The 11,884-nt window shown below is 51.5% G+C and carries 9 protein-coding genes; 5 read left to right on the top strand and 4 right to left on the bottom strand.

Annotated elements, in window-relative coordinates; translation table 11 throughout:
* Window positions 1-767 precede the first annotated feature (767 nt).
* Both alaA and yfbR read left to right on the top strand, forming a co-directional pair.
* A complete protein-coding gene (gene alaA / locus HV345_RS07955; protein ID WP_005129483.1) occupies window positions 768-1,985 on the top strand; it encodes an alanine transaminase AlaA in 1,218 nt (405 codons plus the stop codon).
* Between the two features lie 95 nt (window positions 1,986-2,080).
* A complete protein-coding gene (gene yfbR, locus HV345_RS07950) occupies window positions 2,081-2,680 on the top strand; it encodes a 5'-deoxynucleotidase (RefSeq protein WP_003028083.1) in 600 nt (199 codons plus the stop codon).
* Between the two features lie 52 nt (window positions 2,681-2,732).
* Here the strand turns inward: yfbR and HV345_RS07945 are convergent, their stop codons facing one another.
* The 4 genes from HV345_RS07945 to yfbV all read right to left on the bottom strand — a co-directional run bounded on the left by HV345_RS07945 (window position 2,733) and on the right by yfbV (window position 6,346).
* Window positions 2,733-4,565, bottom strand: a complete 1,833-nt coding sequence (locus HV345_RS07945; RefSeq protein WP_053389245.1) for an SLC13 family permease — start codon at window positions 4,563-4,565, stop codon at window positions 2,733-2,735.
* Window positions 4,566-4,642: 77 nt separating this feature from the next.
* On the bottom strand, window positions 4,643-5,320 hold the full coding sequence (locus HV345_RS07940) for a sugar phosphatase (protein WP_085951065.1): 678 nt from the start codon (window positions 5,318-5,320) through the stop codon (window positions 4,643-4,645).
* Complete coding sequence (locus tag HV345_RS07935; RefSeq protein WP_016153841.1) at window positions 5,313-5,807, bottom strand: YfbU family protein; 495 nt, start codon at window positions 5,805-5,807, stop codon at window positions 5,313-5,315. The genes HV345_RS07940 and HV345_RS07935 overlap by 8 nt, the downstream gene beginning before the upstream one ends.
* A gap of 83 nt (window positions 5,808-5,890) precedes the next feature.
* A complete protein-coding gene (yfbV, locus tag HV345_RS07930; RefSeq protein ID WP_016153842.1) occupies window positions 5,891-6,346 on the bottom strand; it encodes a terminus macrodomain insulation protein YfbV in 456 nt (151 codons plus the stop codon).
* A gap of 339 nt (window positions 6,347-6,685) precedes the next feature.
* Here yfbV and ackA point away from each other — a divergent pair, with 339 nt between their 5' ends.
* From ackA to yfcC, 3 genes are all read left to right on the top strand, one after another.
* Complete coding sequence (gene ackA / locus HV345_RS07925) at window positions 6,686-7,888, top strand: acetate kinase (RefSeq protein WP_016153843.1); 1,203 nt, start codon at window positions 6,686-6,688, stop codon at window positions 7,886-7,888.
* Between the two features lie 75 nt (window positions 7,889-7,963).
* Window positions 7,964-10,108 carry a phosphate acetyltransferase gene (pta, locus tag HV345_RS07920; RefSeq protein ID WP_016153844.1) on the top strand — a complete coding sequence of 715 codons (2,145 nt, stop codon included), beginning with the start codon at window positions 7,964-7,966 and terminating at the stop codon, window positions 10,106-10,108.
* A 200-nt stretch (window positions 10,109-10,308) separates the two neighbouring features.
* The gene (gene yfcC / locus HV345_RS07915; RefSeq protein ID WP_181636462.1) at window positions 10,309-11,829 is read left to right on the top strand and encodes a putative basic amino acid antiporter YfcC; all 1,521 of its coding nucleotides are present in this window, start codon (window positions 10,309-10,311) and stop codon (window positions 11,827-11,829) included.
* The last annotated feature ends 55 nt before the right edge of the window (window positions 11,830-11,884 follow it).

The following is an 11,884-nucleotide window of genomic DNA, read 5'->3' as shown; positions in this document are numbered from 1 at the left end:
TTTTAATTCCCGTGATATTCATCGGAATATAGCAACGAGAAAGAGCCGAATTTTTAGCTGCTGGATGATTCTGACTTAGGGAAAACATGTAAATTTTGTAAATTTAAAAAAAAGTTAACGAACAATAATTTACACATTAAAAACTAACTTTTCAGTGTGTTAGGAACAACCAACAAACATTTGAATTATCTTAAAATTCAGACTACTTACCATTTCATGAGACTTATCTTAACCTAAAACCACTATATTTATAAGTGTTATCGTGAATAATTCCAGGCTACCAGGTGTTATGTCAGAGCAGCGGTTTTGCTATTATTGGCCCATTCAATTTAATGTCGTTTAAATATTAAATAATAATTAATTAAGAATTCTTCAATTCATTAATTCTGCTTAACAATGAATTCACACCGTATCACGTACGGATCAGGCCGATAACAGGTCCCGCAGTTAAAACCTCAGTATTTTCGAATTACCTCATCCAGCTTAGACACCCGTGACATTTCGCTTTACAGGCTTAACTTTTTTTGACCAAACAATTCACCACAACCAAACCGATAAAACAAAACATACTACCAACAAAACACATCCAGATAGATTATTATCTCATAATATTTACATTATTTAGTTGTTAACAGTTAATTATCACTTCATAGCTTTTCAAAATCTTCTACTAAAGACCCTTCAAAACTCACCGCCGTGGGAGTACATTGTGCTGGGCTGACTTCCATGGCAGGGAGTGGCATTCACAGCTAAAAAGGTCAACGTTCATGTCCCCCATTGAAAAATCCAGCAAATTAGAAAACGTCTGTTATGACATTCGCGGCCCGGTTCTGAAGGAAGCAAAGCGCCTGGAAGAAGAAGGCAATAAGGTTCTGAAACTGAACATCGGCAACCCGGCGCCATTCGGGTTTGAAGCGCCAGATGAAATACTGGTGGATGTGATCCGCAATTTGCCAACAGCGCAAGGATATTGCGACTCCAAAGGCCTTTATTCCGCCCGGAAAGCGATTATGCAGCATTACCAGGCCCGTGGTATGCGCGACGTAACCGTGGAAGATATTTATATCGGCAACGGCGTTTCTGAATTAATTGTGCAGGCTATGCAGGCATTGCTGAACAGTGGGGACGAAATGCTGGTTCCTGCTCCTGATTATCCGCTGTGGACGGCGGCGGTATCGCTCTCCGGCGGTAATGCCGTGCACTACCTGTGTGACGAATCATCAGACTGGTTCCCGGACCTGGATGATATCCGCGCCAAAATCACGCCGCGTACGCGTGGGATCGTCATCATCAACCCAAACAACCCAACCGGCGCTGTATACTCTAAAGAGCTGCTGATGGAGATTGTTGAGATTGCTCGCCAGAACAACCTCATCATCTTTGCGGATGAGATTTACGACAAAATTCTCTACGACGATGCTGAACACCACTCCATCGCTGCAATGGCGCCGGATCTGCTGACCATCACCTTCAATGGCCTGTCAAAAACCTATCGCGTTGCCGGTTTCCGTCAGGGCTGGATGGTGCTGAACGGGCCGAAGAAACATGCTAAAGGGTATATTGAAGGTCTTGAGATGCTGGCCTCTATGCGCCTGTGTGCCAACGTTCCGGCGCAACATGCCATTCAGACCGCACTGGGCGGATACCAGAGCATCAGCGAATTTATCATGCCTGGTGGGCGTCTGTATGAACAACGCAACCGCGCCTGGGAACTGCTCAATGACATTCCTGGTGTCTCCTGCGTAAAACCGCGCGGCGCGCTGTATATGTTCCCGAAAATTGATGCTAAACGCTTCAACATTCATGACGACCAGAAGATGGTGCTCGACTTCCTGCTGCAGGAAAAAGTACTGCTGGTTCAGGGAACAGCGTTCAACTGGCCGTGGCCGGATCATTTCCGCATCGTCACGCTGCCGCGTATTGACGATATTGAAATGTCGCTGAGTAAATTTGAGCGTTTCCTGTCAGGGTATCACCAGTTGTAATTAAACAAAGGCTGTCGGATGGATGACGAGTATTTGCATCTGACAGCCTTCTCTGCGCAAAATGACTCTTAGGTTGCCATCATATAAGGGTCGTTATGAAGCAGAGCCATTTTTTTGCCCACCTCTCCCGTCTGAAGCTCATTAATCGCTGGCCGCTGATGCGCAACGTGCGCACCGAAAACGTGTCTGAACACAGTCTGCAGGTTGCCATGGTTGCCCATGCGCTGGCCGCGATCAAAAACCGTAAATTTGGTGGTCAGGTTAATGCTGAGCGTATTGCTCTGTTGGCGATGTATCACGATGCGTCAGAAGTGCTGACCGGTGATCTCCCTACCCCGGTGAAATATTTCAACTCGCAGATTGCGCAGGAATATAAAGCGATAGAGAAAATTGCTCAGCAAAAGCTGGTCGATATGGTACCTGATGAACTGCGCGATATTTTTGCGCCGCTCATTGATGAACATGCCTTAAGTGAAGAAGAGAGATCGATTGTTAAACAGGCCGATGCCCTGTGTGCGTATCTGAAGTGTCTGGAGGAACTCTCTGCCGGTAATAACGAATTTCTGCTTGCCAAGACGCGTCTGGAAAAAACGCTGGAGTCGCGACGCAGCGAAGAGATGGACTACTTTATGGACGTGTTTGTCCCGAGTTTTCACCTCTCATTAGATGAAATCAGCCAGGATTCTCCGCTATAAACGCATGACCCGGTGGCGACGAAAACATCCGCGTCGCCATCCGCCAACAACATCAAAACGGAAACAGCATCGGGATCATCACCACGCACACCGCCATCACAATGATGGTAAACGGTACGCCAATCTTCACGAAATCGCTAAAGCTGTAGTTGCCAGGTCCGAGCACCAGAGTGTTTACCGGCGAAGAGACCGGTGTCATAAAGGCTGCGGATGCTGCCATCGCAATCCCCATCGCAAAAGGATACGGTGAAACGCCCATCGACTTTGCAGCCGCCAGCGCGATTGGCGCCATCAGCACCGCCGTCGCGGTGTTGGAGATAAATAACCCGATAGTCGCACACAGCACGAACAGGCAGCCCAACATCATATACGGACCATACCCGCCACCGACATCCATCAGCCCTTTCACCACCAAGTCGACACCGCCGGTTTTTTGTAAAGCCAGCGCGAAGGGCATCATCCCGACAATCAAAATAATGCTTGGCCAGTGAATCGCTTTATAGGCACTTTCGGCATCAATACAGCGAAATTTCCCCATCAGTAGACAGGCGATGATCGCAGCCACCGTATTGGGAATTTCATCAGTGAGCATCAGAGCGACCATCAGCACCAGACAGAAAATCGCATGCGGTGCCTGGCTGTGCGCCGGAGAAGCTTCACTGACTTCCTCTGGCATATTCAGCACGACAAAATCACGCCCTTTTTGTCCCAACAGAGTGATGAGCTTCCAGTTGCCCACCACTAATATGATATCGCCCATCAGCAATGGCTCATCCACCACCGCTCCAGCCAGAGCCGTGCCATCGCGCTTCAGCCCAACGACATTCAGCCCGTAGCGGGTACGAAAAGCGATTTCCCGTACCGTTTTGCCGATCAATTCCGATTCAGGGATCAGAGAGATCTCGGCCATCCCCACATCAAGCGCCTGCTCCGAGAAGTATTCGCCGCGCAGTACCATCGGTTCCAGAAACTGTTCACTGCAAAATTCACGCAGGTCGACATCGGCCGCGGACATATCAATCAGCAATACGTCACGAGCGCGAAACTCAGAAACCCCGTTAACGTCGACTATTACGCGACGAAATCGACGCCAGCGTTCCACGCCAATCACGTTTGCCCCGTAGCGCTCACGCAGCTTCAGATCATCCAGACGCTGGCCAATCATAGGAGAACCGGGACGAATCGCCAGCCGACGCGCGCGCCCGGTCAGGCGATATTCTTTAATCAGATCGCGAAAGGTCCGGCGTTTCCAGCCGTCTCCCGGCTGCCTGGAATCTTCTCCCTTGAGCATAAAGCGCATCAGCAGCATATAAATTATGCCGAGTACCAGAACCACCAGCCCCAGCGGGGTAACGCTAAAAAAGCTGAACCCGTTGAGTCCTTCACGTAACAGTTCACTGTTGACGACCAGGTTAGGCGGCGTCGCCACCAGCGTCATCATGCCGCTTATCAATCCGGCAAAGCTCAGCGGCATCATCAGTCGTGAAGGGGAAATTTCCATGCGCATGGAAACGCTTAAGACCACCGGGATAAAGATGGCGACCACGCCGGTCGAACTCATAAACGCCCCGAGCCCGGCAACGGTAATCATCAGCAAAACCAGCATTTTGACTTCACTGCTGCCAGCCACCTTCACCAGCCAGGCACCCATTACTGTCGCCACCCCGGTACGCACCAGGCCGTCGCCGATAATGAATAATGCCGCTATCAAAATAACGTTAGGATCGCTGAATCCGGAAAAGGCTTCTGTGATGCTCAATGTTCCGCTCAGAACAAAGGCAATGATGACCAGCAAAGCGACCGCGTCCATACGCACTCTGCCAGTGACAAACAAGACGACGGCAATCGCCAGCAATGAGAGAACCCATATCAATTCACCGTTCACAACATATCCTTGTTAAATGAGAGGGATGGATCGATTCTGCCATAAAAAAGCCCCAACAATCTGGGGCTAAATCATGTTCAGGTATTTCTTACAACGACCACATTGCCGTTGGGCTGTTTGGTCACAGAAATATGTTCCAGACTGGTCAGCGAAAAATCGACCTCATCCAGACGCGGCGTGTCCACTGGCGCGTTGACCGCTATCACATGACACCCTGCAGCCAGTCCTGAAAGCACCCCAGCGGGCGCATCTTCCACCACCGCGCATTCCTGTGGCGCAAGACCCAGAAGCTGGGCGCCTAACAGATAGGCGTCAGGCTCGGGCTTGCCTCTTTTTACCCGCTCGGCGGTGACAAACACTTCAGGAGCAGGCAGACCCGCGACACGATGACGCGCTCGTGCGACCGGCATGGATCCGGAGGTCACAATCGCCCATGGAATACCCGCTTTATTGAGGTGGTTGAGTAAATCAACCGCTCCCGGCAGCGCTGTGATCCCCGCGGTTTCCGTCGCTTCGATCTGCTCCAGGCGGGTGAATTCCGCGGCGATCTCAGCCTCAGATTTGCCCACCATAAAGTGTCGCAGGGAGGTAATGGCCTGCTTGCCATGAATAAAGCCGAGCACCTCGGCGTGATCGAGGCCAAAACGATCGGCCCAGTTGCACCACGCGCGTTCTACTGCGGGTAAGGAATCGACCAGCGTTCCATCCAGATCAAACAGAAAACCTTTGCACTGCACGCTCGCCCCCTCAGGCATTAATGATTTGGTTAATTTCATTCGCACTCAGGTGATACTGGCGCGGGCAAGAGTGCCAGACATTCAGCATACGCTGATATTTTTCCCACATCGGGGTCTGGGCGTTGAAGCCATGCGTACCCGCATCAAAGTGGGTATAACGACCTTCCACATTAACCATAAAACGTACGTACCCGAGGTAACGGGCTTCCGTTGCGGCATCAAAGCCAAGGAAGGTCACACGACGCTCATCAATAGCCTGCGCGTCCTTAAGATTAGTCCAGGACACATGTAATGCGTGATACATCTCCATAATATCGATAATCGTACGACAGGTTTCTTCCGTCAGCTCACCAAACTCACGATCCAGCTCGCGCATCTGCAAGCCGTAACCGCGTTCAATAATCGTCTGCAAACGACGATAACGCTCGGCGTTAGTGGGATCGAGCATAGTCATCATTTTGTACTGATTAGACAAAATCAGACGTTGAGCGTTGGTCATTTCCATTTGGGACTCCTGTATCACTACTACTGCGATGAAAAAAAAGAAGGCATCTTGTGCCTTCTTTTATATGCGTAATCAGGGGTCAATTACAAATCATCAAGGAAAGTTTTATCCAGTTGTTTGAAGGCGCGCTTAAGCGTGTCAGCCAGCGCCTGATAATCAGGCTTTCCTTCTACCGGAGTGAGCGCCTGCCCGGCTTCTTGCAATTTACCCCGAACTTCGTAGAACCAGTTGAGTATTGAAGGCGGCAGCGGCGTTACAGAACGTTTACCCAGCCACCACATGCCCTGCATCGGCAGGCTGAGCGCAAACAGCGCAGTCGCCACGGCCGGTCCCAACTGCCCCCCTAACGCAATTTGCCAGCATAAGGTGAAGACGGCGATAGGCGGCATAAAACGGATCGCGTAACGCGTCATGCGGATCACGCGGTTCTCTACAAACACAGGCGCGAGGCGCTTTTCCATTGGCCACGTCTTCGCATAGTGCTGCCCCCGGCGAAACAAGCTAAAAAAATTGACGGAACGATTATCCGGTGTCGACATGGCGGTTACCTCAACTTCACATATAAAAATTAAAAAATTTGTGCAAAACAACAACTACAAGGGACATCGTTCAAAACATTTTGTCTTTGATACCCACATTCAGGTATCCTGTGCCGGCCTGTAAGGCCTTTAGTCCAAAATCATTGAGTCGTCAAATTGACACATAGTATGCCATTGGCTGAAAAATACGCAAAATGACATAGACTCAAAGGTATTTATTCCATCGTGCCCAAAAAGACTATGGCGCATGATGTTAATCATAAACGTCGGTGTCATCATGCGCTACGCTCTATGACTTCCTGACGTTTTTTTAGCCACGTATCATAAATAGGTACTTCCATGTCGAGTAAGTTAGTACTGGTTCTGAACTGCGGTAGCTCCTCACTGAAATTTGCCATCATCGATGCAGTAAACGGTGAAGAATACCTCTCTGGTTTAGCCGAATGTTTCCATCTCCCAGAAGCACGTATCAAGTGGAAAATGGACGGCGGTAAACAAGAAGCGGCTTTAGGTGCAGGCGCCGCTCACAGTGAAGCGCTGAATTTTATCGTTAATACTATTCTGGCACAAAAACCAGAACTGTCTGCTCAGCTGACTGCGATTGGTCACCGTGTTGTTCACGGCGGCGAGAAATACACCGGCTCTGTGGTTATCGACGATTCCGTTATTCAGGGTATCAAAGACGCAGCCTCTTTTGCACCGCTGCATAACCCTGCACACCTGATCGGTATCGCAGAAGCGCTGAAATCCTTCCCGAATCTGAAAGACAAAAACGTGGCTGTGTTCGACACCGCGTTCCATCAGACCATGCCGGAAGAGTCTTACCTCTATGCTCTGCCATACAGCCTGTACAAAGAACACGGTGTTCGTCGTTACGGCGCGCACGGTACCAGCCACTTCTTCGTGACTCAGGAAGCGGCAAAAATTCTGAACAAACCGGTTGATGAGCTGAACATCATCACTTGCCACCTGGGCAACGGCGGTTCTGTTTCTGCTATCCGTAACGGTAAATGTGTTGATACCTCCATGGGTCTGACCCCGCTGGAAGGTCTGGTGATGGGTACGCGTTCCGGTGACATCGACCCGGCGATCATCTTCCACCTGCACGACACTCTGGGCATGAGCGTTGACCAGATCAACAAAATGCTGACCAAAGAGTCCGGCCTGCTGGGTCTGACCGAAGTCACCAGCGACTGCCGTTATGTTGAAGATAACTACGCGACTAAAGAAGACGCTAAACGTGCAATGGACGTTTACTGTCACCGTCTGGCGAAATACATCGGTTCTTACACTGCGCTGATGGATGGTCGTCTGGATGCAGTTGTCTTCACCGGTGGTATCGGTGAAAACGCAGCGATGGTTCGTGAACTGTCTCTGGGCAAACTGGGCGTTCTGGGCTTTGAAGTTGACCACGAACGTAACCTGGCCGCACGTTTCGGCAAATCTGGTTTCATCAACAAAGAAGGTACCCGTCCTGCGGTGGTTATCCCAACCAACGAAGAACTGGTTATCGCGCAAGACGCGAGCCGTCTGACTGCCTGATTTCACACCGCCAGCCTAGCTGGCGGTGCTGTTTTGTAACCCGTCTACATCGACGGTAACGAAAGAGGATAAACCGTGTCCCGTATTATTATGCTGATCCCTACCGGAACCAGCGTCGGTCTGACCAGCGTCAGCCTTGGCGTGATCCGCGCAATGGAACGCAAAGGCGTTCGTCTGAGCGTCTTCAAGCCGATCTCTCAACCGCGTGCCGGTGGCGATGCGCCAGACCAGACTACCAGCATCGTCCGTGCTAACTCTTCTCTGCCAGCCGCTGAGCCGCTGAAGATGAGCCACGTTGAATCTCTGTTGTCCAGCAATCAGAAAGATGTGCTGATGGAAGAGATCATCGCGAACTACCACGCGAACACTAAAGACGCTGAAGTTGTACTGGTTGAAGGCCTGGTCCCAACTCGTAAACATCAGTTCGCACAGTCTCTGAACTACGAAATCGCGAAAACGCTGAACGCAGAAATCGTCTTCGTAATGTCTCAGGGTACTGATACCCCGGAACAGCTGAACGAGCGTATTGAACTGACTCGCAGCAGCTTCGGCGGCGCGAAAAACACCAACATCACCGGCGTAATCGTTAACAAACTGAACGCACCGGTTGATGAGCAGGGCCGTACTCGCCCGGATCTGTCCGAGATTTTCGACGACTCTTCCAAAGCGAAAGTGATCAAAGTTGATCCGGCTAAACTGCAAGAATCCAGCCCGCTGCCGGTTCTGGGCGCGGTGCCATGGAGCTTCGATCTGATCGCAACGCGTGCAATCGATATGGCGCGTCATCTGAACGCCACTATCGTTAACGAAGGTGATATCAATACCCGTCGCGTGAAGTCTGTGACTTTCTGCGCACGCAGCATTCCGCACATGCTGGAGCACTTCCGTGCCGGTTCTCTGCTGGTGACTTCCGCCGATCGTCCTGACGTGCTGGTTGCAGCATGCCTGGCAGCCATGAACGGCGTGGAAATCGGTGCCCTGCTGCTGACTGGCGGCTACGAAATGGACGCGCGTATCACTAAACTGTGCGAACGTGCATTTGAAACCGGCCTGCCGGTATTCATGGTGAACACCAACACCTGGCAGACCTCTCTGAGCCTGCAGAGCTTCAACTTGGAAGTTCCGGTTGACGATCACGAACGTATTGAGAAAGTTCAGGAATACGTTGCTAACTACATCAACGCTGACTGGATTGAATCCCTGACCGCGACCTCTGAGCGCAGCCGTCGTCTGTCTCCGCCAGCGTTCCGTTATCAGCTGACCGAGCTGGCACGTAAAGCCGGCAAGCGCGTTGTTCTGCCGGAAGGTGACGAGCCGCGTACCGTTAAAGCGGCGGCTATCTGTGCTGAACGCGGTATCGCAACCTGCGTACTGCTGGGCAACCCGGATGAGATCACCCGCGTTGCGGCCTCTCAGGGCGTTGAGCTGGGCGCTGGCGTAGAAATCGTTGATCCAGATGTGGTTCGCGAAAGCTACGTTGCTCGCCTGGTCGAACTGCGTAAAAACAAAGGTATGACCGAAACCGTTGCCCGCGAACAGCTGGAAGACAACGTGGTTCTCGGTACCCTGATGCTGGAACAGGACGACGTTGACGGTCTGGTTTCTGGTGCAGTTCATACCACCGCGAACACCATCCGTCCGCCGCTGCAGCTGATCAAAACTGCACCGGGTAGTTCCCTGGTGTCTTCCGTGTTCTTCATGCTGCTGCCGGATCAGGTTTACGTATACGGCGACTGCGCGATCAACCCGGATCCGACTGCAGAGCAACTGGCAGAAATCGCGATTCAGTCCGCTGAATCCGCCATTGCTTTCGGTATCGAACCGCGTGTAGCAATGCTCTCCTACTCCACCGGTACTTCTGGTGCAGGTAGCGACGTAGAAAAAGTTCGTGAAGCCACGCGTCTGGCGCAGGAAAAACGTCCTGACCTGATGATCGACGGTCCGCTGCAGTATGACGCCGCCGTTATGGCTGACGTAGCAAAATCCAAAGCGCCGAACTCTCCGGTTGCAGGTCGCGCTACCGTGTTCATCTTCCCGGATCTGAACACCGGTAACACCACCTACAAAGCGGTACAGCGTTCTGCCGACCTGATCTCCATTGGGCCGATGCTGCAGGGTATGCGCAAGCCTGTGAACGACCTGTCTCGTGGCGCGCTGGTTGACGACATCGTCTACACCATCGCTCTGACCGCGATCCAGTCTTCCCAACAGCAGCAGTAATCTGTCGAGTGTGCCGGATGTCTTATCCGGCAACACTTCTGCTTATTAAACCGGAAATAGCTTATATTTCCGGTTTTTTTATACCTGTTTTTCCCGTTGGCATATTCTGAAACATTTGCCAGGATGCGCTGCATCAATGAATAACTATTCTCCTGTTTGCATACTTATCCTCTTTTGCATTGCAACAGGGATAGTCTTTCATGTCAGCAGTAACAGAAACACAGCCAGCTAAAAAATGGGCGATGCCCGATACGTTGGTGATTATTTTTTTCGTTGCCATTTTAACCAGTCTGGCGACATGGGTTGTTCCCGTCGGGATGTTCGACTGTCAGGAAGTGCAGTATCAGGTTGATGGACAAACCAAAACCCGTAAGGTGGTCGACCCCCATTCTTTTCGAATTCTGACCAACGACGCGGGCGAAGAGCAGTATCACCGGGTGCAGTTTTTCACCACCGGTGATGAGCGCCCGGGCCTGATGAATTTTCCGTTTGAAGGGTTAACCTCCGGCTCTAAATTCGGCACTGCCGTCGGCATTATTATGTTTATGCTGGTGATTGGCGGCGCATTCGGCATCGTTATGCGTACCGGTACCATCGATAACGGCATCCTGGCGCTCATCCGCCATACACGAGGAAACGAAGTCCTGTTTATCCCGGTGCTGTTTGTTCTCTTCTCATTAGGCGGCGCGGTGTTTGGCATGGGGGAAGAGGCGGTCGCCTTTGCCATTATCATCGCACCGTTAATGGTACGGTTAGGTTACGACAGTATCACCACCGTTCTGGTCACCTATATTGCGACTCAGATTGGATTTGCCAGCTCATGGATGAACCCGTTTTGCGTGGTCGTCGCGCAGGGGATTGCGGGCGTGCCGGTACTCTCTGGTTCCGGTCTGCGTATCATTGTGTGGGTGGTTGCGACCCTGATAGGGCTGACCTTCACGCTGGCCTATGCGGCACGCATCAAAAAGAATCCGCTTTTGTCCCGGGTACATGAATCCGACCGTTTCTTTCGCGAACAGCAGGACGACGTTGTGGAACGACGCTTCACGCTGGGCGACTGGCTGGTGCTGCTGGTGCTGACTGCGGTAATGATTTGGGTTGTCTGGGGCGTGATCGTCAACGCGTGGTTTATTCCTGAGATCGCCAGTCAGTTCTTCACCATGGGCCTGGTAATTGGCATCATTGGCGTGGTCTTTCGTCTCAACGGCATGACGGTCAACATCATGGCCTCCTCATTCACTGAAGGCGCACGAATGATGATTGCCCCTGCCCTGCTGGTCGGTTTTGCCAAGGGCATATTACTGCTGGTCGGTAATGGAGAAGCGGGGGAAGCCAGCGTGTTGAACACGCTGCTGCACAGCATTGCCAACGGCATCAGCGGGCTGGATAACGCCATCGCGGCGTGGTTTATGCTGCTGTTCCAGGCGGTGTTTAATTTCTTCGTTACTTCCGGCTCTGGTCAGGCTGCATTGACCATGCCGTTATTAGCACCCTTAGGCGATCTGGTTGGCGTAAACCGTCAGGTCACCGTACTGGCCTTCCAGTTTGGCGACGGATTCAGTCATATTATCTATCCTACATCGGCATCGCTGATGGCAACGTTAGGCGTGTGTCGGGTGGATTTTCGTAACTGGCTGAAGGTAGGCGCCACGCTGTTGGGACTGCTGTTTATTATGTCCAGCGTGGTGGTAATTGGCGCGCAGATAATGGGTTACCATTAAAAAACGATTGCCCGGCCTACACGACTTCTCGACGCTGTAGGCCGGATGAGCAGAT

The sequence above is a fragment of the Citrobacter sp. RHBSTW-00986 genome (assembly GCF_013783065.1).
In the GTDB taxonomy this organism is placed as follows: Bacteria; Pseudomonadota; Gammaproteobacteria; order Enterobacterales; family Enterobacteriaceae; genus Citrobacter; species Citrobacter braakii.
This window is presented reverse-complemented; position numbering and strand designations above follow the sequence as displayed.

What these genes read in the sequence shown, in the direction of transcription:
- HV345_RS07935 (WP_016153841.1), bottom strand. Translation starts at nt 5,807, where the DNA reads ATGGAAATGACCAACGCTCAACGTCTGATTTTGTCTAATCAGTACAAA.
- ackA (WP_016153843.1), top strand. Translation starts at nt 6,686, where the DNA reads ATGTCGAGTAAGTTAGTACTGGTTCTGAACTGCGGTAGCTCCTCACTG.
- HV345_RS07940 (WP_085951065.1), bottom strand. Translation starts at nt 5,320, where the DNA reads ATGCCTGAGGGGGCGAGCGTGCAGTGCAAAGGTTTTCTGTTTGATCTG.
- yfcC (WP_181636462.1), top strand. Translation starts at nt 10,309, where the DNA reads ATGTCAGCAGTAACAGAAACACAGCCAGCTAAAAAATGGGCGATGCCC.
- yfbR (WP_003028083.1), top strand. Translation starts at nt 2,081, where the DNA reads ATGAAGCAGAGCCATTTTTTTGCCCACCTCTCCCGTCTGAAGCTCATT.
- yfbV (WP_016153842.1), bottom strand. Translation starts at nt 6,346, where the DNA reads ATGTCGACACCGGATAATCGTTCCGTCAATTTTTTTAGCTTGTTTCGC.
- alaA (WP_005129483.1), top strand. Translation starts at nt 768, where the DNA reads ATGTCCCCCATTGAAAAATCCAGCAAATTAGAAAACGTCTGTTATGAC.